The organism is Peribacillus sp. N1, from assembly GCF_054600815.1.
Map to the genome: position 1 here is coordinate 51,716 of NZ_BAAHZO010000006.1, position 22,024 is coordinate 73,739.

At 42.3% G+C, this 22,024-nt stretch carries 21 protein-coding genes; all 21 read right to left on the reverse strand.

Annotated elements, in window-relative coordinates; all coding sequences use genetic code 11:
- On the reverse strand, nucleotides 1-2,331 hold the full coding sequence (locus tag ACYP5M_RS21010) for a DNA translocase FtsK (protein ID WP_101224691.1): 2,331 nt from the start codon (nucleotides 2,329-2,331) through the stop codon (nucleotides 1-3).
- A 236-nt stretch (nucleotides 2,332-2,567) separates the two neighbouring features.
- Nucleotides 2,568-2,795: a YlzJ-like family protein gene (locus ACYP5M_RS21015; RefSeq protein WP_063231821.1), complete on the reverse strand. Its 228-nt coding sequence runs from the start codon at nucleotides 2,793-2,795 to the stop codon at nucleotides 2,568-2,570.
- Nucleotides 2,792-3,538, reverse strand: coding sequence for a ClpP family protease (locus ACYP5M_RS21020; RefSeq protein WP_034313566.1), 747 nt, complete (start codon nucleotides 3,536-3,538; stop codon nucleotides 2,792-2,794). Before ACYP5M_RS21020 ends, ACYP5M_RS21015 begins: the two co-directional genes overlap by 4 nt.
- A 127-nt stretch (nucleotides 3,539-3,665) precedes the next feature.
- Nucleotides 3,666-5,336, reverse strand: coding sequence for a ribonuclease J (locus ACYP5M_RS21025; RefSeq protein WP_101224690.1), 1,671 nt, complete (start codon nucleotides 5,334-5,336; stop codon nucleotides 3,666-3,668).
- A gap of 290 nt (nucleotides 5,337-5,626) precedes the next feature.
- Nucleotides 5,627-6,493: a 4-hydroxy-tetrahydrodipicolinate synthase gene (gene dapA, locus ACYP5M_RS21030; RefSeq protein ID WP_101224689.1), complete on the reverse strand. Its 867-nt coding sequence runs from the start codon at nucleotides 6,491-6,493 to the stop codon at nucleotides 5,627-5,629.
- 49 nt (nucleotides 6,494-6,542) lie between these two features.
- Nucleotides 6,543-7,769 carry an aspartate kinase gene (gene dapG / locus ACYP5M_RS21035; protein ID WP_230177473.1) on the reverse strand — a complete coding sequence of 409 codons (1,227 nt, stop codon included), beginning with the start codon at nucleotides 7,767-7,769 and terminating at the stop codon, nucleotides 6,543-6,545.
- A 106-nt stretch (nucleotides 7,770-7,875) separates the two neighbouring features.
- Nucleotides 7,876-8,931, reverse strand: a complete 1,056-nt coding sequence (gene asd / locus ACYP5M_RS21040; RefSeq protein WP_101224687.1) for an aspartate-semialdehyde dehydrogenase — start codon at nucleotides 8,929-8,931, stop codon at nucleotides 7,876-7,878.
- Between the two features lie 213 nt (nucleotides 8,932-9,144).
- Nucleotides 9,145-9,747 (reverse strand): dipicolinate synthase subunit B, encoded by a 603-nt coding sequence (locus ACYP5M_RS21045; RefSeq protein WP_101224686.1) that lies wholly within the window; start codon nucleotides 9,745-9,747, stop codon nucleotides 9,145-9,147.
- Nucleotides 9,744-10,646 (reverse strand): dipicolinic acid synthetase subunit A, encoded by a 903-nt coding sequence (gene dpaA / locus ACYP5M_RS21050; protein ID WP_230177688.1) that lies wholly within the window; start codon nucleotides 10,644-10,646, stop codon nucleotides 9,744-9,746. The genes ACYP5M_RS21045 and dpaA overlap by 4 nt, the downstream gene beginning before the upstream one ends.
- A gap of 228 nt (nucleotides 10,647-10,874) precedes the next feature.
- Nucleotides 10,875-11,144 carry a YlmC/YmxH family sporulation protein gene (locus tag ACYP5M_RS21055; RefSeq protein ID WP_048684753.1) on the reverse strand — a complete coding sequence of 90 codons (270 nt, stop codon included), beginning with the start codon at nucleotides 11,142-11,144 and terminating at the stop codon, nucleotides 10,875-10,877.
- A 162-nt stretch (nucleotides 11,145-11,306) separates the two neighbouring features.
- A complete protein-coding gene (locus tag ACYP5M_RS21060; protein ID WP_230177475.1) occupies nucleotides 11,307-12,533 on the reverse strand; it encodes a M16 family metallopeptidase in 1,227 nt (408 codons plus the stop codon).
- 46 nt (nucleotides 12,534-12,579) lie between these two features.
- Complete coding sequence (locus ACYP5M_RS21065; protein WP_434169093.1) at nucleotides 12,580-13,539, reverse strand: polysaccharide deacetylase family protein; 960 nt, start codon at nucleotides 13,537-13,539, stop codon at nucleotides 12,580-12,582.
- Between the two features lie 155 nt (nucleotides 13,540-13,694).
- Nucleotides 13,695-15,812, reverse strand: a complete 2,118-nt coding sequence (gene pnp / locus ACYP5M_RS21070; protein ID WP_434169092.1) for a polyribonucleotide nucleotidyltransferase — start codon at nucleotides 15,810-15,812, stop codon at nucleotides 13,695-13,697.
- Between the two features lie 319 nt (nucleotides 15,813-16,131).
- Nucleotides 16,132-16,401, reverse strand: a complete 270-nt coding sequence (gene rpsO, locus ACYP5M_RS21075; protein WP_053345367.1) for a 30S ribosomal protein S15 — start codon at nucleotides 16,399-16,401, stop codon at nucleotides 16,132-16,134.
- 135 nt (nucleotides 16,402-16,536) lie between these two features.
- Entirely contained in the window at nucleotides 16,537-17,487 is a 951-nt protein-coding gene (ribF, locus tag ACYP5M_RS21080; RefSeq protein WP_101224682.1) for a bifunctional riboflavin kinase/FAD synthetase, read from the reverse strand.
- Between the two features lie 33 nt (nucleotides 17,488-17,520).
- Complete coding sequence (gene truB / locus ACYP5M_RS21085; RefSeq protein WP_434169091.1) at nucleotides 17,521-18,441, reverse strand: tRNA pseudouridine(55) synthase TruB; 921 nt, start codon at nucleotides 18,439-18,441, stop codon at nucleotides 17,521-17,523.
- Nucleotides 18,442-18,610: 169 nt separating this feature from the next.
- Complete coding sequence (rbfA, locus tag ACYP5M_RS21090; RefSeq protein WP_101224680.1) at nucleotides 18,611-18,970, reverse strand: 30S ribosome-binding factor RbfA; 360 nt, start codon at nucleotides 18,968-18,970, stop codon at nucleotides 18,611-18,613.
- A gap of 17 nt (nucleotides 18,971-18,987) precedes the next feature.
- Nucleotides 18,988-19,269 carry a DUF503 domain-containing protein gene (locus ACYP5M_RS21095; RefSeq protein WP_101224679.1) on the reverse strand — a complete coding sequence of 94 codons (282 nt, stop codon included), beginning with the start codon at nucleotides 19,267-19,269 and terminating at the stop codon, nucleotides 18,988-18,990.
- Nucleotides 19,266-21,416 (reverse strand): translation initiation factor IF-2, encoded by a 2,151-nt coding sequence (gene infB / locus ACYP5M_RS21100; RefSeq protein WP_101224678.1) that lies wholly within the window; start codon nucleotides 21,414-21,416, stop codon nucleotides 19,266-19,268. Before infB ends, ACYP5M_RS21095 begins: the two co-directional genes overlap by 4 nt.
- 19 nt (nucleotides 21,417-21,435) lie before the next feature.
- Complete coding sequence (locus ACYP5M_RS21105; protein WP_034313614.1) at nucleotides 21,436-21,741, reverse strand: YlxQ family RNA-binding protein; 306 nt, start codon at nucleotides 21,739-21,741, stop codon at nucleotides 21,436-21,438.
- A gap of 4 nt (nucleotides 21,742-21,745) precedes the next feature.
- Complete coding sequence (rnpM, locus tag ACYP5M_RS21110; protein WP_061462443.1) at nucleotides 21,746-22,021, reverse strand: RNase P modulator RnpM; 276 nt, start codon at nucleotides 22,019-22,021, stop codon at nucleotides 21,746-21,748.
- Nucleotides 22,022-22,024 lie beyond the last annotated feature (3 nt).

Genomic DNA, 22,024 nt, shown 5'->3' on the forward strand with positions numbered 1-22,024 from the left:
TTATGATGAATGCGCTTCATCCTGTTCATCTTTAGTGACCAATACATTTCGTGGTTTACTGCCTTCATATGGACCGACAATTCCCCTCGCTTCCATTTCATCAATCAATCTCGCTGCCCGCGTATAGCCAATCCGGAAACGGCGCTGCAGCATGGAAACCGATGCAGTCTGCATTTCTACGATCAAGGACACGGCATCCCCATATAAATCATCTTCGACTTCACCATTTGAAGTTTCTGCAATTTCATCGGGTATCATCTCTTCGTTGTATTGTGCTTTTTGCTGTGAAATGACATATGTGACAACTTCCTCGACTTCATTGTCGGACAAAAAGGCACCTTGGACGCGAACCGGTTTTGAAGCTCCTGCTGGCAGGAAGAGCATGTCACCCCGGCCTAACAGTTTTTCAGCTCCGCCCATGTCGAGGATCGTTCTCGAATCAGTCATTGATGAGACACTAAAAGCAATCCGAGATGGGATGTTCGCTTTAATGACCCCTGTAATTACATCTACGGATGGCCGCTGAGTGGCAATTATCAAGTGGATGCCTGCGGCACGTGCCATTTGCGCAAGCCGTGTGATGGCATCCTCTACATCATTTGAGGCGACCATCATTAAATCCGCCAGCTCATCGACAATGACTACGATATAAGGCAAGAGCGGTTGTTTGGCATCTTCTTCGATGTTATATCGGTTAATATAATCATTGTAGCCTTCAATATTACGCGTACCGGAATGAGAAAATAGCTCATAGCGCCTTTCCATTTCACTGACCACTTTTTGCAAAGCCTGTGCAGCTTTCTTTGGATTTGTCACTACAGGTGCGAGTAAGTGGGGAATTCCATTATAGACATTCAGCTCCACCATTTTTGGATCGATCATCATCATTTTTACTTCATGCGGTTTTGCCCGCATCAGGATGCTGGTGATAATCCCGTTGATACAAACGGATTTCCCGCTGCCAGTAGCACCAGCCACTAGTAAATGCGGCATTTTATTGAGCTCCGCCTTAACCGCTTCACCGGAAATGTTCCGACCTAGGCCTATTTGCAGTTTTGCGTCAGGCTTGTCAACTTCCTTGGCCTCTAAAACTTCCCTTAATGACACCATCGCCACTTCGGAGTTGGGCACTTCTATTCCGATAGCCGATTTTCCCGGAATCGGAGCTTCGATTCTAATATCCTTTGCGGCCAGTGCAAGGGCCAAGTCATCGGATAGGCTGACAATTTTACTTACCTTCACCCCTACGTCCGGATGAACTTCGTATTTGGTTACGGCTGGGCCTAAATGAACTTGAGTGACCCTCGCTTTCACTCCAAAGCTATGAAAGGTGCGCTCAAGCTTAGCCGCATTTTCATGGATCAATTGGTATTCTCCGCTTTGGTCCGTTTTTTTTGGCTGCAATAATAAAGAAAGAGGCGGTAAAAGATATTCTTTATTCTCCACTTCCGTAAAATTCATAGGCGGAACGGCATCATCCTGGTCCTCTTTATTATCAGCGGCAGGTTCCGTAACGACCGGAATTATTTCGTCTTCGTCGCTATAGGCTTTATCAGCAAAGCTGGAAATGATCCGCTCCGTCGCCATTTGCTGTGTATCCTCTTCTTGCAGAAGGGGCTGATCCGTTTCTTCAACCGGTTCTTTTTCCCGTTTCTTCTTTTTAACCGGATTCTTTTTCTTTTCTTTTTTGTCTTCATTCCACGTTCTCATATCATCAATGAATGCAGACCATTGCTTTTTGAAAAAGCCGCCAAGACCCATGAAAAACTTCCCGAGGGTTTCACCTAACGTTTTCCCGGTCAATAGGACGGCACCTACAATGATAAAAAGGAATGAAACGATTTTCGATCCAGCTTCGTCGAATAAAAAGTATGAGGCTGCAAATAATATCGCCCCAATCATACCGCCCCCAAGGTCCTTTGTGCTGGCCTTGCCGGTCACTTCCATCCAGAATAGCTCCCATGTATTCGAAATGACGCTGGGCTTCGTGAACGGTCCTCCATCTGCAAGCATGTTGAACAGCGTCACATGACTTAGTAGGAGCATGCTCGCAACAAGGAAATACATCCCGACGAATTGCCGTTTTAACAGGTAAGGGACCTCCCTCTTTATCATCAAATAGAACCCAGCTGCGATTGCTCCCAACAAAAAGAGGATATACCATTCCCCCATGAAGAAGCGGATTAAAAAGACCGTCCCATTTCCAACTGCTCCAAGCTTGGCAATGGCAATGATGGCCAAGCCTATTAAAGTGAGGCCGATCAATTCATATTTAAGCGTTAGTTTTAACTTCTCTGTACTATTCTTTTTTCTGCGTTTCTTCTTTGCCATAATATCACCTGATTCTTCATGAAACTATTCTAACTTTCCTATTCAACATCACTACATGATTTCCCTTCAGGAAACAAACGTTCGCTCACTGATTATACCAAATAAATTTGAGCCTGTCCTTGATATATATACCATTTATTCTTAGCGGACAATTTGCCACATAATGAATAAAGCAGCCAAGCGGCTGCTGATTTTCATTCCAGTATATCATAATTTACCTCAGTTAGTCTTTTTTACTAAGGATTCATCTGTTCGAACACATTTATGACAGCTCCTGGCTGAATGTGTACATTCATATAATCTTCAGGATCCGTGCTCACAATTCGATCAATGCGAAATGTGCGGCCCCCGTCATGCTCAACCATAACATGTACACCATTATAGATCATTTCTATTAAATTTGCCGTCTTCTCATGATGATGAGGAAAAATTATTTCTTCAGGAACGATCGTATAAAGCGTCATTGCAGAAGCCCCTCCTCTTCCCCGGCAATTTTGGGCCTTCTTTCTTCCATGAAGCTATTCAGTTTTCTCATGGCCTGGCCTACTCCTCCTACATCATCGATCATTCCGATTTCAACTGCCTCGGCCCCAATGACATTCGTACCGATATCTCGAGTTAAATTTCCTTTAGCAAACATTAAATCCTTAAAACTTTCTTCCGTAACATTGGAGTGCCGCGTAACAAACTTGATGACTCTTTCCTGCATTTTATCCAAGTATTCAAAGGTTTGAGGCACGCCAATGACCAGACCTGTCAAACGAATGGGATGAATCGTCATCGTTGCTGTTTCAGCAATATAGCTATGGTCACACGAAACTGCAATCGGCACACCGATCGAGTGACCTCCCCCAAGCACAATCGAAACGGATGGCTTTGAAAGCGAAGCCAGCATTTCTGCGATGGCTAGTCCCGCTTCGACATCTCCTCCGACTGTATTTAAAATGACTAGCAGCCCCTCTATATTGGGATTTTGTTCAATTGCCACAATTTGCGGAATAACATGTTCATATTTGGTCGTTTTATTTTGAGGCGGCAGCTGCATATGTCCTTCAATTTGTCCAATGATCGTCAAACAATGGATTTTTGAGTCCTGAGATAGTTGTGGAACATTGGTAGCTCCCAGCTGCTGAATTTTCTCGATTAAAGTTGAATTCTTACCTTCCTGCTTGCCTTCATTTTCATTTGGTAATGGTGCATTATCCACTATGCCAACCCCTTTCTCTTATAGCCTATAGCTTTATTATGTCTCGAGACTCGGACTTCATTCTTCAAGATATTAGAGGTTTGAAACAGAAAAAGAACCCCTGACTGTTAAATCAGGGGTTCCTTACTTAATATTCCATGATGATCGGTAAAATCATTGGACGGCGTTTCGTTTTTTCATAGAAGAATTGGTTTAACGCATCACGCATTTCCTGCTTCAGCGTGGACCAATCAAATGGTTGGCGCGACCCATTTTTCTTTACGATTTCACTTACTATTTCAGTTGCTTCGCCGATCATTTTCTCTGATTCGCGAACATATACGAAGCCCCTTGAAATGATTTCAGGGCCAGCTGCAATGCTTTTATCCTGACGGTTCAACGTGACCACTACAATCAAAATGCCATCCTGGGATAACAAGCGCCGATCACGAAGAACGATATTACCCACATCTCCAACACCGCTGCCATCTATCAAGATATTTCCTGCAGAGACTTTGCCGGAAAGGCCCATTTTATTGCCCTTAAGTTCGATGACATCACCTTTTTCGGCAATGATGATGTTTTCACGCTTAATCCCCGCTGCAATCCCAACTTTTTGATGGGCATATAAATGGCGGTATTCCCCATGTACAGGGATGAGGAATTTAGGATTCATCAAATTGATCATCATTTTCAGTTCTTCCTGGCTGCCATGACCCGTTACGTGCACTTTATATTTATTAGCAGATACCACTTCCGCACCTACCCTGTATAGCAAATCGACGGTTTTGGATAAAATAAGTTCGCCGCCCTGTAAGGGTGATGCACTGATCAAAACTGTGTCTCCCTTTTTGATGGTCACCTGCTTATGGGTCTGTTTTGCCATTTTTTGAAGTGCCGCGATAGGTTCCCCCTGATGACCAGTCGATAACACGACGATTTCACGGTCGTCATACTGGCTAATTTCATTAATTGGGATTATAAGCTCTTCTTCGACCTTTAAGTAGCCAAGGTTCAAGGCTGTTTCATAAACGCGTTGCAGGCTTTTCCCTACGACTGCAACTTTTCTGCGACTTGCTGCCGCTGCATTGAAAACATGTTGAATCCGGTTGATATTCGAAGCGAAGCACGCAACGATGATCCTTCCGGAGGCAGCATGAAATACCTCTGTAATATCTTTGGCCACAACTGCTTCTGATGTCGTATACCCTGGCCTCTCGGCTCCGGTACTATCCGAAAGCAAGCATAAGACACCTTCTTCACCGATACCGGCCATTTTACCGATTTCCGGTTTATATAGATCTGTTGCTGCTTGATCGAATTTGAAATCCCCTGTATAAACGATTGCACCTTCACGAGTGTGGATCACGACTCCGACGGAATCAGGAATACTATGATTTGTCCGGAAAAAAGACACAGCTGCTTGAGGGAAACTTAAAAGAGAATCCGAATCGATTTCAGTGAATGTCGCCCGGCCGTTAAAGCCATCTTCCTTTAATTTCGTTTTGATTAAAGCAAGAGTAAGCTTTGTTCCATAAACAGGGACCGGCAAATATTTCAAGACATAAGCAAGCGCTCCCATATGGTCTTCATGACCATGGGAAATGAATATTCCCTGCACCCGTTCCTTATTATCCATCAAATACGAAATATCTGGGATAACCGCATCGATTCCGAGCATTTCGTCTTCTGGCAGCATTAACCCTGCATCAAGAAGATAGATGTCCTCGTTCACCTCAATGACGTACATATTTTTACCAAGTTCCCCTTGTCCTCCAAGAGAAATCACTTTTATTCCATTATTTTTATCTTTACCCAATCGAATATCCTCCTTAAAAAATCCCGTTCATAATTTCCCAATGAATTCATTATAACCGATGTTCAAAAAACATGACAACACTTACCATTTTCAGAGGGACTTTTCATTTAATCAAATAAAACATAAAACAACCTATTATGTAAGAGATTCCTTAGTACTTTTATCCAGTTTCGATTGATTATAAAAAAATTCAAATATTTTTTATCCGAAATCGGAAAGTATATCCCATTCATATACATCTTTATGTAAAAACAAGCCAATCTTCAACGATCAGCTTGTTCCGTGTTTTTTTATTTTTTTAATACCTTGGTTAATGCAAGGCGCTCCTGCTCAGTCAATGGCACGATTGGAAGTCTCACCGATCCAACGTCAATTCCATATAACTGAAGCGCTGTTTTGACAGGTGCAGGGCTTGGCGCTGCAAACAAACCTTTTATAAGCGGTAACAGTTCCTGATGCAGCCTGGCTGCCTCTTTCAAGTCCCCGCTGATGAAGGCCTCAACTATTTTCTGCAACTCATTACCTGCAATATGTGAAGCAACCGAAACTACACCCACACCACCAATAGCCAATACTGGGAGTGTTAAAGCGTCGTCCCCACTATATAATGCAAAATCTTCATCCGTGCCGGCTATGATTTGGGTCATAGCGTTTAAATCCCCGCTCGCTTCCTTAACGGCAACGATATTAGGAATTTTTGAAAGGCGGATGATCGTTTCCGGTTCAATGTTAACCGATGCGCGCCCAGGGATATTATATACCATGACAGGGAGAGCCGTACTAGCTGCAATAGCCTTAAAATGCTGGTACAGACCTTCTTGATTAGATTTACTATAATACGGGGCAACCAGCATTATCGCATCGGCGCCATTTTGTTCCGCTTTTTTTGTCAACTCGATGGACGCATACGTATTGTTGCTTCCTGTACCCATGATGATGGGAACACGTTTTTCAACAACCTTTGAAACATGACGCAATAATGCAATTTTCTCCTCCGAAGATAAAGTTGGGGATTCCCCTGTCGTTCCCGAAAGCACAAGCGAATCGGTTCCATTCGCTAATAAGTAATTAACCAATGAAGTCGTCTTTTGAAAATCAACATTTCCCTTGCTATCGAAAGGGGTGACCATTGCGGTTGATACTCTACCAAATATCATTTCTAACACCTCTTTAATTTTTAAAACCTTTATTTATTAAAAAACCTGATTATTGGACTTCCCTTTCATGCAATTGAAACGCATAGTGCAGGGAATTAACAGCTTCTATTAAATCTTCCTCTTTTACGAGTACCCAAATTGTCGTATGGCTGTCCGCTGACTGGAGAATGGCAATTTCCTTTTCGGATAGTGCTGTAACAATCTTCGCTGCAACACCTGGCACTCCATTGATGCCTGCACCGACTACTGAAACCTTGGCACAATTCCGTTCAATGACCGGTTCATGACCAAGCTCGGCCAAAATCGTGAGGGCAAGTTCAGTCATCTCCTCGGAAACGGTATAAACTACGCCACTTGGATATATATTTATAAAGTCCACTGAAATGGAGGCATTGGCCATTGCTTTGAAAACTTCTGCCTGCAGATTATATTGATCTTTTTTCGCACGGACCTTGATTTGAGTGATCTTTGGTACATGGGCAATCCCGGTCACGAGCCTTTCACGTATGTCACTGCCCTGACTTCCCTTGTTCATGCTAGTAACAAGTGTTCCCAAACCTTCGCTGTACGTTGACCTTATCCGAATCGGGACTTTCGCCTGCATCGCAATTTCAACAGCTCTCGGATGAATGACCTTCGCCCCTTGATATGCCATATTGCAAACTTCCGTATATGAAACGATTGATAATGGACGAGCTTGATCGGCAATACGTGGATCTGCCGTCATGATTCCTTCCACATCCGTAAATATATCGACACGTTCAGCTTGCAATGCCGCACCTAATGCTGCGGCTGAAGTATCACTTCCACCACGGCCGATGGTCGTGATGTCCCCGTTTTTAGCCGCTCCCTGGAAACCCGCTACAACGACGACATCCTTCACCTCAAGTTCTTTCATGAGACGGTCGCATTTCATTTCGATAATTTTCGCACTTGAATAGTCGGTATTCGTCAAGAATCCCGCTTGAGCTCCAGTATATGCGACCGCATCAATACCATGTTCCAAGAGCATGTTCGTAAATACGACAGATGATATCGTTTCCCCTACTGACATAAGTAAATCCTGTTCTCGTTTTGAAAGGCAGGCTTTCGCTCCATTTACCAGGGAAAGTAAGGTATCCGTTGCATAAGGATCGCCTTTTCTTCCCATTGCTGAAACCACAACCACCACTTTATAGCCTTCTTTAATCGCATTTTCAATATGCCCCTTGGCGAATGAACGGCTTTCCTCATCACGAACGGATGTCCCACCGTATTTCTGGACGATAATTTTCATAATATGCACCCCAAATATAAGCCAGCTTCCCAATCCGGGAAGCTGACAAAAACTCTCTATCCTATTGGAATTTAATTTTCTGTCGAGTTCATTAAGAATAAAATTTTTACTTAACGGTAACCAAACCTAATTTCAAAAGGCTCTCAGCAATTTGAACGGAATTCCAAGCTGCTCCTTTTAATAGATTATCGGAAACCACCCATAAATGGAAGCCTTTATCTTCATCCAAATCTTTGCGAATTCGACCGACGAATACATCATTCTTGCCGACGGATGAAGCAGGCGTAGGGTAAACTTGTTGTTCCGGTTCATCTTCTAACACTATTCCAGGTGCCGTTTTCATTAGCTCTTTGATTTGAGAAGCCGCTATGCCTTCTTTTTCAACTTCAATGTATACAGATTCCGAATGACCTGTTACAACAGGAAGCCTCACGCAAGTTGCAGCCACTGGAAGGTTTTGCATATGCATGATTTTCTTTGTTTCATTAATCATTTTCATCTCTTCGAATGTGTACCCGTTATCTTGGAATTTATCGATTTGGGGAATGACGTTAAATGCGATTTGATAATGCTTTTCGTCCCCTTTTACCGGTAAAATTTTCGGATCTATTTCTTTTTCATCAAGCAAGTCGCGAGCTTGTTCCTTTAATTCATTTATCGCAGCTGCACCTGCACCCGAAACAGCCTGATAGGTAGAAACAACAATTTTTGATAAGCCGTATGTCTTGCGAATAGGTTCCAATGCCACAACCATTTGGATAGTTGAACAATTCGGATTTGCAATGATCCCATTATGCTGTTTCAAGTCTTCTTCATTTACTTCAGGAACGACTAACGGCACATTTTCATCCATGCGGAATGCGCTTGTATTATCCACTACTATCGCACCGCGTTTAACTGCTTCTGGAGCCAATTCCTTAGACACGCTTCCACCAGCACTGAATAAAGCGATATCGATGCCTTCAAAGCTTTCAGGTTTTGCTTCCTGCACTTCGATTTCTTCGCCCTTAAACGTAAGTTTGATTCCTGCGGAACGAGCCGATGATAAAAAGATGATTTTCTTAATCGGTAAGTCCCTTTGTTCGAGTGTTGAAATCATTTGTTGTCCTACTGCCCCAGTTGCTCCCACAACTGCAATACGCAATCCCTGTGTCTCAGTCATTTATACATACTCCTTTTCTATCTCTTAAATTAGTTATTTATTGGATTTACTGCTTCTTTTTCAGAATATCATTTATTTTAACACATTAACATTCCAAAGGGTCGCACTTTAACAAAATATTCTGGTAGTGGAGTGGTTTTTCATAACTTCAACCTACAAATTTATGCATATATGTCAGTCGTTAGAAAGCTGGTTTGAGGCAGTAATACTTGTTCAGACTAAATCATCCTTGAACCTTTCAACGATGACAGGTTGAATCTGTTCCCTTTCCAATGCCGCTATGATCGTATCCCTTATCATGCTCATCCTCGCAACCATGGAACTTGGTTTTCCTTTGGGATTATCCTGGCCATATGGAACGAAATAAATGTCTTTAGCTGCCATCAGCCTCATTAGATTGACACCATTTAACCCAAGTGCATCATTAGTTGATATCGCGACCACGACTGGACGGTGATTTCTCATCGTCGCTTTTGCAGCCATAAGTACTGGCGAATCGGTAAGTGCATTTGCCATTTTACTCATTGAGTTACCCGTTAAAGGAGCGATCACCATGCAATCAAGTGGCAATTTAGGTCCTAAAGGCTCTGCTTTGACGATTGTATCAACGACATGGTTCCCCGTCAATTTTTCTATTCTTTCGACCCAGTCCTCTCCCTTTCCAAAACGGGTTTCCGTGTTTTGGACAGTCGATGTTACGATGGGAATGACTTCCGCACCTTCGTTTACAAGTTTTTCTATTTCCGGAAACACCTCATCATATGTGCAATGTGATCCTGTTAATCCGAAACCAATACGTTTCCCTTTGAGACTCATATCATTTTCCCCTTCCTTTTCAAGAACTCGCCTTGAATCAATAGTCCCAGTGCATTCGCTAATATCTGACCAGCTGTTTTCGGGGCAACTATACCCGGTAGGCTCGGTGCCAACAGCGCCTTAATTCCCCTTTTTTCAGCGTAACGAAAATCCGTCCCCCCCGGTTTTGAAGCAAGGTCGATGATTAATGTATGAACGGGCATATTGGCTATAACTTTTGCGGTAATTATCGGAAAAGGAATCGTATTGATACATATATCAACATCTTTCATTTCTGCAGCGAGTTCATTTAAATGAAAAGGGGCTAATGCCATTTCACTGATCCTCGCAATATCTTCGCTTTTTCTTGCCCCCACCTTCACTTTTGCTCCAAGTGCATGGAATGACCGGGCTACACTCATTCCGACCCTTCCCAGACCGAGAACGGCTACATTCGATCCATGGATAGTAAAATCCGTATGTTGAATTGCCATCATGATTGCCCCCTCAACAGTGGGAATCGAATTATAAATAGCCACATCATCACGTTCGAACAATAGAACGAGTTTGCGATCCACTTTCTTGAATATCTCATTAAGGTAGTCGTTACTGATTCCTGCATAAAAAATGCAATGTGCCGGGGTATTTTTTATCATTTCTTCAGTCAAAACAACCTCTTCACTGGAAAAAATCGTTTCTACTTTCCCATCTGAATCCGTGCCCCGGACAGGTAAAATAACTGAATCTAATTCCTTGAAGTTTATATCTTCCATTTTTTCCTTAACCGCTCCGGTAAAAGCATGGTCGAGCTGTTCAAAACCTACCAATAATAGCTTTGCATCCAGCTCCGTCAGTTTACGGACAACTTCAAGCTGACGCGCATCTCCACCAATTACAGCGATTTGCATGCCTGTGAGCATTAAAACCGTCACCTTCTTTATATAAAAGATCCTAAACATTCCTTGCCTCATGATATACAATTCCTTCAGGAAGCAATTCGGTTTTTGCTACATTCTCTAGTTACCCTGCCATCTTATGTTTTCACTTAAAAAACGGTGATAAGAAAAGAAAAAACGCCATAGCTATTGCCAGCTAAGGCGTTTTCGAGCTTGTATGCCGTGAAGTTCAAGGAGCCTGCGCGAGCGTGATCATCCGTCCATATGCTCTCCGTCTTTAAGTGAAAGTCCTTCCTGAAAGTCAATGATGACCATATCCGCACCGATTTTTTTTATATGTTCCCAAGGAACTCTTATTTCACTGCCATTCCTTAAAAGGCCGAACCATTTGACAGATGGGATGATCAATGAGGTAATTTGTCCAGTTTCATCTATTTCCAAATCAGTCTGACCAAGGATCCCTAATCTTTCCGCCCTATTCACATCGACTATTTCCTTACCGCTCAATTCGCTCAACCTCAAATTTGGTTCCCCCTTTTTGGCCTTCTATTCAATCTATATCCGAAAAAGGTAAACTTAGAAGGCATTTATCCAAATATTGTCCATAACATTGGACCCTCCCGCATGCAAAGAAAAAAAGCCTGACCTCCCATTAATTAAAGGAAGGTGCAGACTTGTCCGTCATTATTTATCCCAGTTTTCCAACGGGCTCACTAATGACAATGAATGTTCCGTAAAAATCTGGTTTGCCAATTCATTGACGGTATCCTCCGTCACCTCGTCAATCTTGATGATGATATCATCAAGGGAACGGTGCTCACCTAACATCAGCTCATTTTTTCCGTTCCGGCTCATGCGGCTATTCGTGCTTTCAAGGCTAAGCATCAAGCTGCCTTTAAGTTGCTCTTTACTATTCCGTAATTCCTTTTCCGTAATGCCATCCCTTTTTAGAGTATCCAGTGTTTCCTGAATGGTTTCATACAGGCTGTCAAGCTGATTTGTGCCTGTCCCCCCATATACCGTCACCATACCGCTATCTTGATAGCTGGAATGATAGGAATATACGGAATAGGCAAGGCCTCGTTGCTCCCTGACGTCCTGGAATAAGCGGCTGCTCATGCTTCCTCCAAGAATATTATTCAAAGTAATCAGGCTGTATGTTTTATCATTGCCAATTTCCAACCCTTTGTAGCCAAGGCATAAATGGGCTTGTTCCGTATCTTTTTTACGGGTGATCCTATTTTCATGGAAGGTAGGCTTGACCAATTCAAGACGATCTTCCCCTCCTTGATACGAGCCAAAGTAGCTTTCGACTTCCTTAATCATTTTTTCATCTACATTCCCAGCAATGGATACAACTACTTTATCTGGTGTATACATGTCATGGACGTATTTTTTTAATGTATCACTATTGAACGTTTCAAGCGTATTTTCCGTGCCAAGTATCGGATAGCCAAGGGGATGATTTTCATATACCGCCTTGCTTAAGAGGTCATGGACAATGTCATCTGGTGTGTCTTCGTACATTTTGATTTCTTCGTAGACGACATTTTTTTCTTTTTTCAATTCTTCACCATCAAATGTTGAGTTGAAGAACATATCAGCAAGGATTTCAAGCGCATAGCTTGCATGGTTATCCATTACTTTAGCATAATAGCATGTATACTCTTTTGAAGTGAATGCATTCACCTGTCCGCCAATACTATCGAATGACTCGGCAATTTCACGCGCATTTCTCGTAGCTGTCCCTTTGAAGAACATATGCTCCAAGAAATGTGATACCCCATTCAATTCCGGTGTTTCATTTCTTGAACCTGTTTTGATCCATACTCCAATTGCTGCAGAGCGTACAGTTGGAATATTTTCCAATACAATTCTAACTCCATTTTGACACGTGTATTTCTTAATCAACTAACATTCCTCCCAATCATTCTATGCTGCTATCGTAACCAATACTTTATGGATTCGATCGCTCTTCATCTACTGCTTCCGAAACGGTAACAACATCTAAGTTTTTCTTTTTCATTTCAATTATTAACGTTTCCAATGATTTTGCAGTAGATTCCGTCGGATGCATCAATATAAATGCTCCGGGGTGTACCTTAGAAAGCACTCTTTGTTGAAGGACTTCAGGGCTTGGCTTTTGCCAGTCGATCGTATCCACACTCCACATGACGGTCTCCATACCGAAAGAATCCGCGATTTTCACCGTTTCGTCCCGGTAGCTTCCACTTGGTGGTGCGAACCATTTCATTTTCAAACCCGTCACCGCTTCAATGACTTCGTTCGTTTTTCGAATTTCCTCACGTGTAGCTTGTGCGGAGATGTTTTTCATATCGGGATGTGAATAAGAATGATTTCCAATTTCATGTCCGCCACCCATGATCATTTTGGCTAAATCTGGGTTTTTCTTGGTCCAATTGCCTTCCAGGAAAAAAGTGGCCTTGACATTATACTTTTTTAACACGGCCAACATATCTTGTAAGTATTCATTCCCCCAGGCTACATTGATTAAAAATGAAACGACTGGCTTTTCGGGATGGGCCCGGTAGATCGGAGCCGGATCCAGATCCTCCATATGTATCTTCGCAGGAACCTGCTGAAACACCAGCTTATCCTTATCGAACACGCCCTCCTTCTTCATGGCTTTATACGAATCATCAATATTTACCTTCAGGCCGTTATATGCAGGAACGGTTTTCCAGACAGAATCTATTCGTGCATCCTGTGGTGCAATCTCATATTTTTTTGTTGATTCTTTTATTTGTAAAAGAAGCTCGTCTTCTTGCTTCATTGAAGCAACTGAATCATCGGTTAATTGGGTCAAATAAATTTGTGTATATGGATTTTGCACTAATAACCATGATATACCTGCAATGGCACTTATCGCAACTATCTGCTTCCATTTATTATTCATTTTTTACGCCCCCTTCATACCAAAATGTATGAAGAAAACGGACAAGGTAGAACTTGACATCCTTTTAACGCCATTCACACTATGGATATTCCCATACTTTAAACAAAAAAAGCATGCAGATTCACAAGGAACCGCATGCCGGATTTCATTTTTCATTACGATTGAGAAGGGTTGGCTGCCTCTTTTTGCTCTTTCAAGACCGCTTTACGGGAAAGGTTTACCCTTCCTTGCTTATCGATCTCAGTAACTTTAACCAATAATTCATCGCCAAGTGAAACGACATCTTCCACTTTTCCGACTCTTTCTTCAGCCAGTTCAGAAATATGTACCAAACCGTCTTTACCGTTGAAGATTTCAACGAAGGCACCGAACTTTTCGATACGTTTAACTTTACCTAAGTATAGTTCGCCCACTACGACTTCACGTACGATATCCTCAATGATTTTCTTCGCTTTTTGAATCATTGGTTCATCAGTAGAGGATATGAATACCGTTCCATCTTGTTCGATGTCGATTTTCACGCCAGTTTCTTCAATGATTTTGTTGATATGTTTTCCGCTCGGTCCAATCACATCACGGATCTTATCCGGATTTATGGACATCGTAACGATTTTTGGAGCATATTTGGATAACTGCTCACGCGGTTGATTGATTGTTGACATCATTGATTCCAAAATATGCATCCGGCCATGTTTGGCTTGAAGTAAAGCTTCTTCAAGGATCTCTCTTGAAAGACCCTCAATCTTAATATCCATTTGCAGGGCAGTAACACCTTTTGAAGTACCTGCGACTTTAAAGTCCATGTCTCCCAGATGGTCTTCCATGCCTTGAATATCCGTTAAGATTGTATAGTGCTCACCTGATTTGACAAGACCCATGGCAATACCGGCAACTGGAGCCTTCAATGGAACACCTGCATCCATCATTGCCAACGTGCTTGCACAAATACTTGCTTGTGATGTTGAACCGTTTGATTCAAGCACTTCAGAAACAAGTCTGATTGTATAAGGGAAGTCTTTATCGTTTGGAATAACAGGCTCCAATGCCCTTTCACCAAGTGCACCATGACCGATTTCTCGGCGTCCTGCCCCACGGATAGGGCCAGTTTCACCGACACTGAAATGCGGGAAGTTATAGTGGTGCATAAAACGTTTTGACTCTTCGGTTCCAAGTCCGTCCAGAATCTGCACATCACCAAGCGCACCTAATGTACAGATGGATAGAGCTTGGGTTTGTCCGCGTGTGAACAATCCGGAACCATGTGTACGAGGCAGAATCGTAACTTCTGATGATAATGGTCTGATTTCGTCAGGATTACGGCCATCCGGACGCACTTTATCTTCCGTGATTAAACGGCGGACTTCGGATTTGACCAATTTATTCAGGATTTCTTTGATTTGCTTTAATTTTTCTTCATCAGTTTCTTCCTCATAATGACCCAATACACGATCTTTTACTTCTTTGATCGCGTCTTCACGAGCATGCTTTTCCTGAACTTGTACAGCTTTGTTCAAGTCTGCTTCACATAGGCCTTTAACTTCTGCTTCCAGTTCTGCATCCACTTGATATAAAGTGACCTGCATTTTTTCCTTGCCGATTTCAGCAACGATTTTCTCTTGGAATGCAATGATCTTCTTGATTTCATCATGTCCAAACATGATTGCTTCAAGCATCGTTTCCTCTGGTACTTCATTTGCTCCGGCTTCAACCATGTTGATAGCATCTTTAGTGCCGGCAACCGTCAGATTGATGTCACTTTTAGCTAGTTGGTCGACAGTAGGGTTAATAATGAATTCATTATTGATCCTCCCCACTACAACTCCGGCAATTGGACCTTCAAACGGAATATCGGAAACTGAAAGTGCAAGTGAAGAACCTAGCATAGCTGCCATTTCCGTAGAACAATCCTGATCGACACTCATGACCATGCTGATGATTTGAACATCATTCCTGAAGCCATCGGCGAAAAGCGGACGGATTGGACGGTCAATCAAGCGGCTTGCAAGAATTGCCCTTTCACTCGGTCGTCCTTCACGTTTAATGAAGCCTCCCGGAATTTTACCGACTGCATATAGTCTTTCTTCATAGTTGACTGTTAAAGGGAAAAAGTCGACATTTCTAGGTTCCTTTGAAGCCGTCGCTGTACTTAATACAGCAGTTTCTCCATAACGGACTAAAACTGCCCCGTTCGCTTGTTTGGCCAATTGCCCTATCTCTACCGTTACATTACGGCCGGCCCAGTCAAATGAATACGTATGTTTTTCCTGTCCCATTTATTAAACCCCTCTCTGAATCTTCACTTAGAGGCTTAGTTTACCTAAACCTGTATTGGATAAATCATTTATATGTGAAAAGTAACTGAACTCGAGTTAAAACCAAACTATTCCTATTATGCACGAAAAAAACAAGCATTAACAGTAAAATGAATAAAAATTTCATTCATTTGATTATGTATATCCCGATCATTTATAAATGGAAAAGGACCCGGCTCCTGCCGAGTCCCAAGGACGAAGGCCCAGCCTTAAGTAGAATACGTCCAAATCATTTGATTAACATCAAAAAAGCGGGAAATTTCCCGCCTTCCTGAAAAAATTATCTACGTAGACCTAATTTGTTAATTAGTGTACGGTAACGAGTAACGTCTTTGTTACGTAGGTAAGTTAAAAGATTACGACGTTTACCTACCATTTTTAGAAGACCGCGACGTGAATGGTGGTCTTTTTTGTGTGTGCGTAAGTGACCGTTCAAGTTGTTGATTTCTTCTGTTAATACTGCGATTTGAACTTCTGGAGACCCAGTGTCAGTATCGTGAGTTCTGAACTCAGCGATAAGTTCGTTTTTGCGTACTTGTGTAATTGCCATGTTATTATTCCTCCTAAAATTCTGTAAAATCACCTATTACCGAGCCAGCGTCGGAGTCTCGACTAGCCAAGCAATGGTTATTTTCATACATACAATAGAATACATGTTTTTCATTAAAATTGCAAGTCTTGTCTTTTATCCTTCAAGCTTTGCAAAATAGGCTATGGCATTTTGCTTATCCGTTTCGATCTGAGCGACCAATGCTTCAAGTCCGGAAAATTTCTGCTCACTCCGAAGTCTTATATGCCACTCAACCGAGACTTGGTTGCCATAAATATCTCCCGAGAACTCCAAGGCATGAACCTCTACAGTCGGATATTTAGGTTTTTCTTCGTGGAATGTAGGTTTGTAACCGACATTGCAAACCCCTTTATACCATTTACCGCTTATTTTGATCCTGACGGCATATACGCCGGCAGCAGGAAAAATATAATCATCACCCACATCAATATTAGCGGTGGGGAAACCCAATTTCCTGCCCCGCTTTTCACCGTGAACGACATGACCTTTCGTTAAATAGCGGCGGCCAGCCAAATGATAAAAGTCGGTAAAGCTACCGTTACCGAGAGTTTCCCTGATTCTCGTCGAGCTAACCTTTTCATCTTCAATTGTCTGTTTTGCGACGACTGTCTGTGAAAATCTGCCCTGTGCATAAACAGGCAAATCTTCCATCGATCCTTGACCATAGCGACCGTAGGAATAATCAAAGCCTGCAACTACGTGACGGACATTCAGCCCGGCAATGTATTCGTCAACGAACCGCTGCGGCAGAACCGAAGCAAATTCCTTGCTGAAATGGACAATGAATAAATAATCTATCTCCATCGACTCTATGATATCCACCTTATCTTCAAGTGGAGTGATATAGCGGATATTTTCCGTTTTCCTACCCAGTACTGCAGAAGGATGCGGGTCAAATGTCATTACTGCTGACTTAAGATTCATTTCATCGGCTTTTTGCTTGGCGGTCTGAATAACAATCTGATGACCTTTATGTATACCATCAAAAAATCCAAGCGCCATTACAAGCTCGGGAAAATCATCCGAATTAAATTGATGAGGATGCTCTATTGCGATCACTTTCACCTTTCAATCTCCTCTTTCCGACGGTAAAACGGTCTATAATTCTTGTGCCAATACTTTTACAGGTTTAATTAATCCCTCTTTTGTCGGATGTATTTGATAAATGGCAATGGCCTTATCTGCTGGGTCGACCATAACAAAAGGCATCCCTTTATCAACAACAACATCCTTTGTTTGTTCCAATACCGCACCGTTAAGTACTTTCTTTGCTACTTTATCACTAATCTGAAATTTGGGCAAATGAAATAATCCCCGTTCCAAAGGCAGCAGAAATTTATCCGTTTGTCCACTTTCCATGAAGTCTTCCACTTCAGCAAATGTGAAACAATCCTCCTGCTTAAAACCTGCTGATTCAATACGTGTCAAGTCTGACATATGGGCAGGAAAACCCAATTCTTCCCCCATCATGACTGCAAGCGTCCGAATATACGTTCCTTTGCTGCATTTGACGCGAAACCGAAAAGAGATGGTTTCCCCTTTAAATTCAGAACGATCATCGAGAAGATTAATATCATAAATGGTGACCTCCCTTGTCGGCCTCTCCACTTCCACCCCTGCACGGGCATATTCATATAACTTCTTCCCGTTTACCTTTACTGCTGAATACATTGGCGGCGTCTGTTCAATCTTTCCAGTCAGTGATTCCAGCACTTCCAGAATCCGTTTACGCTGAATCACTTGATCAACCTTTTTCTCTTCCACTTTTTCACCGCTTGCGTCTTCAGTTGTCGTGGAAAAACCAAGGGTCACTTCCCCTTCATACGCTTTACCGGCTTCTGTCAAATATTCGGCTATCTTGGTTGCCCTGCCAATACAAATAGGTAAAACCCCTGTTACATCAGGATCTAAAGTACCTGTGTGCCCAACCTTTTTAGTCTTTAGGATCTTTCTTAATTTAAAAACACAATCATGGGATGTCAATCCCTTGGGTTTCCATAATGGAAGAATACCGTTCACGCTTTCACCTCATCATTTATAAAACACCCTAAATTACTATCATAAAGCAAAATGAATTCCCATTTCGATAGGTGTTTTTCGCTTTTTTACATATCCATTTTTCAAAAAAAAGAGACCGACTTCAAGAAGTGCAAAGCACTTATTGAGTCGGCCTCCTTTTACTGCTTGCTTATTCCTCGTCTTTTTCAGCCGGTTTATTGATTTGGGAAATCAACGACTCGATACGATTACCATAATCGACCGATTCATCAAATTCAAAAAACAGCTCAGGGGTTTTGCGAAGGCGGATCCGCTGCCCAATTTCTGAACGCATGAATCCTTTCGCCTTAGCTAGACCTTGCAGGGTTTTCTCCCTTTGTTCCTGGTCACCCAAAACGGAAATATAAACTGTTGCCTGTTGTAAATCGCCTGTAACCGCGACATCCGTCACAGTAACAAATCCGATTCTTGGATCTTTAATTTTTCGGCCGATAATTTCACTCAGCTCTTTTTTCATTTGTTCGCCAACACGATTTGAACGAAGGCTCATAATATCACCTCGATAGCCTAAAGCCAGTCTATATCTGTTATTGTTCGCTCTAGTTCCGGAAAAGAATCTAGAAATTTAAGGGCATTTTGAAGTTCCCGTTCTGTAGCCTTCCGTGAGGATGTTACGGTAACGATAGTAATCGTTGTCCGCTGCCATAAATCCTGAAAATCGGTTTCTGCTACAGAAATATTGAACTTCTGCTTAAGCCGTGTCATGACACGCTGAAGCACGGCCCGTTTTTCTTTCAAAGAATGGGTGTCATGGATGATGCATTCACATTGGACAGAGCCAACGATCATTTACGTTCAATCTCTTCCATAACATACGCTTCAATTACATCGCCTTCTTTAAGGTCGTTATAATTTTTAATCGTAATACCGCACTCATAGTTCGTTGCCACTTCTTTTACATCATCTTTAAAGCGTTTCAATGCATCAATTTCACCTTCGAAAATGACGACACCTTGACGAATTAAGCGAATTCCGCTGTCACGAGTGATTTTTCCTTCTGTAACGTAAGAACCGGCAATCGTACCAACCTTGGATACTTTGAAAGTCGTACGGACTTCAGCCTGACCGATAATTTTTTCTTCGAATTCAGGGTCAAGCATCCCTTTCATAGCTGACTCGATCTCTTCGATCGCTTTATAAATGATGCGGTGAAGGCGGACATCAACATTTTCTGATTCAGCTGCACGCTTCGCATTCACGTCAGGACGGACGTTGAATCCGATGACGATTGCATTCGAAGCTGTAGCAAGGATGATGTCAGACTCTGTGATAGCACCGACGCCAGTGTGTATGATTTTTACTTTAGCGCCTTCCACTTCTATTTTATTCAGGGAAGCGGCTACTGCTTCCGCAGAACCTTGAACATCAGCCTTTAAAATGATGTTCAATTCTTTAATTTCCCCTTCTTTCATTTGTTCGAACAATGTATCCAGGGTTACACGGGATTTTTCATTACGTTGTGAAGCAAGTTGCCTTTGTGCACGCACTTCCCCAACTTGACGGGCTGTTTTCTCATCTTCAAAGACGATGAAACGATCGCCGGCCTGTGGCACTTCGTTCAATCCTGTGATTTCAACCGGTGTTGATGGACCTGCATCCTTAACACGGCGTCCAAGATCGTTAACCATAGCACGGACACGTCCGAATGTATTACCGATAACAATCGGATCGCCGATTTTCAACGTTCCGTTTTGAACTAGCAAAGTGGCAACCGATCCGCGCCCTTTATCCAAACGTGCTTCGATGACAGTTCCATTTGCTTTACGAGATGGATTAGCTTTATACTCTTCCACTTCACTGACAAGAAGAATCATTTCAAGCAAGCTGTCGATGCCTTCACCGTTTTTAGCTGAAATTGGTACGAAGATCGTATCTCCTCCCCATGCTTCAGAAACTAAACCGTGCTCTGTCAATTCTTGCATGACACGGTCCGGATTGGCAGCTTCTTTATCCATCTTATTGACAGCGACGATAATTGGAACTTCTGCCGCTTTAGCATGGTTGATTGCTTCAATCGTTTGAGGCATAACGCCATCATCCGCAGCGACGACAAGGATGGTGATATCGGTAACTTGTGCACCGCGGGCACGCATTGTTGTAAACGCAGCATGGCCTGGTGTATCCAGGAATGTTATTTTCTTATCGTTAACTTTAACTTGATAAGCACCGATATGCTGAGTGATTCCGCCTGCTTCGCCTTCAGTTACTTTTGTATGGCGTATAGAATCAAGCAATGTCGTTTTACCATGGTCGACGTGACCCATGATCGTCACGACAGCCGGACGTTCAATCAAATCTTCAGAAGCGTCCTCAGTTACAAGTGATTCCAGGTCTGTTAGGTCGATACGAATCTCTTCTTCGGCCACTACACCGTATTCCGCACAAATCAATTCAATTGCATCTTTATCCAAAGTCTGGTTGATTGTTGCCATAACACCAAGCATAAAGAGTTTTTTAATGATTTCAGAAGGTTCACGGTGAAGTTTTTTTCCAAGTTCCATAACCGTCAAAGACTCATAAAACGTAATTTTCTCAGGAAGTTCCCTTTCTTTACGTTTTGTTACAGGTGCCTGAGGCGCTTGTTGTCTTTGTTTATTATTTTTATTCTTGTTATTGCGACCTTTGTTGAACTGACCTGTTGGTTTTTTCGTCCCTACAGGTTTAACTGGTGGTTTCTTCTTCAGTTTTTCTTTATTGACTGTGCTCTTTTCATCCGCCTCAGCTTCGTACTTCGCAACCGTAGCGTTAGCTTTTGGTTCTTGGCTTTTATCTTCGTTTTTAGGTTTGATTGAATCGTTTAATTTATTTACAGTTGAATCGTCTAATGCTGTCATATGGTTTGTTACCTCTATATTCATTTCTTTAAGTTTATTTATTACATCCTTGCTTGAAACGTTCTTTTGTTTTGCATATTCATATACACGCAATTTTGTCATACGTTCACCCCCGTAAAATTTAATCGAGCAGCGTTCGGAGTTTTTGTGCAAAACCTTCATCCAGAACTGCGACGGCAACTCTAGCATCCTTGCCTATCGCATGGCCGAGCAATGACCTGCTTTCGACTCTTTTTAAAGGAACCTGATAAAATGCGCACTTATCAGATATTTTTTTTTCAGTGTTTTTTGAAGCGTCCGCGGATAAAATAACAACTTTGGCATTACCGCTTCTAATCTCTTTAACCACTAATTCTTCACCCGAAATTAGCTTGCGTGCTCGATTGGCCAAACCTAATAGAGACATCCATTGTTGTTGTTGGGTCATGGTGTTAGTTTTTCTCCTTATTCACTAATTCAAGCAATTGTTCATAAAGGGAAGAATCGATTTGGGTACTAAGGTGATTAGCCAGCACATTTTTCTTTTTGGCCAGCTCGATAACATCCCGATCAAGAGTCAAATAAGCTCCCCTTCCAGATTTCTTTCCGGTAGGATCAAGGCTGACTTCCCCTTCTTTAGATCGAACGATGCGAATGAGTTCTTTCTTCGGCTTCATTTCGCCTGTAGCCACACATTTACGCATCGGGATTTTTTTTCGGCTATTCATCTT

Coding starts and splice junctions, on each gene's coding strand:
- ACYP5M_RS21010 (WP_101224691.1), bottom strand. CDS start 2,331: ATGGCAAAGAAGAAACGCAGAAAAAAGAATAGTACAGAGAAGTTAAAA.
- ACYP5M_RS21015 (WP_063231821.1), bottom strand. CDS start 2,795: ATGACGCTTTATACGATCGTTCCTGAAGAAATAATTTTTCCTCATCAT.
- dapA (WP_101224689.1), bottom strand. CDS start 6,493: ATGATATTTGGTAGAGTATCAACCGCAATGGTCACCCCTTTCGATAGC.
- dapG (WP_230177473.1), bottom strand. CDS start 7,769: ATGAAAATTATCGTCCAGAAATACGGTGGGACATCCGTTCGTGATGAG.
- asd (WP_101224687.1), bottom strand. CDS start 8,931: ATGACTGAGACACAGGGATTGCGTATTGCAGTTGTGGGAGCAACTGGG.
- ACYP5M_RS21045 (WP_101224686.1), bottom strand. CDS start 9,747: ATGAGTCTCAAAGGGAAACGTATTGGTTTCGGATTAACAGGATCACAT.
- dpaA (WP_230177688.1), bottom strand. CDS start 10,646: ATGCTCACAGGCATGCAAATCGCTGTAATTGGTGGAGATGCGCGTCAG.
- ACYP5M_RS21065 (WP_434169093.1), bottom strand. CDS start 13,539: ATGAATAATAAATGGAAGCAGATAGTTGCGATAAGTGCCATTGCAGGT.
- pnp (WP_434169092.1), bottom strand. CDS start 15,812: ATGGGACAGGAAAAACATACGTATTCATTTGACTGGGCCGGCCGTAAT.
- rpsO (WP_053345367.1), bottom strand. CDS start 16,401: ATGGCAATTACACAAGTACGCAAAAACGAACTTATCGCTGAGTTCAGA.
- rbfA (WP_101224680.1), bottom strand. CDS start 18,970: ATGAGCCTTCGTTCAAATCGTGTTGGCGAACAAATGAAAAAAGAGCTG.
- ACYP5M_RS21095 (WP_101224679.1), bottom strand. CDS start 19,269: ATGATCGTTGGCTCTGTCCAATGTGAATGCATCATCCATGACACCCAT.
- infB (WP_101224678.1), bottom strand. CDS start 21,416: ATGACAAAATTGCGTGTATATGAATATGCAAAACAAAAGAACGTTTCA.
- ACYP5M_RS21105 (WP_034313614.1), bottom strand. CDS start 21,741: ATGACCCAACAACAACAATGGATGTCTCTATTAGGTTTGGCCAATCGA.
- rnpM (WP_061462443.1), bottom strand. CDS start 22,021: ATGAATAGCCGAAAAAAAATCCCGATGCGTAAATGTGTGGCTACAGGC.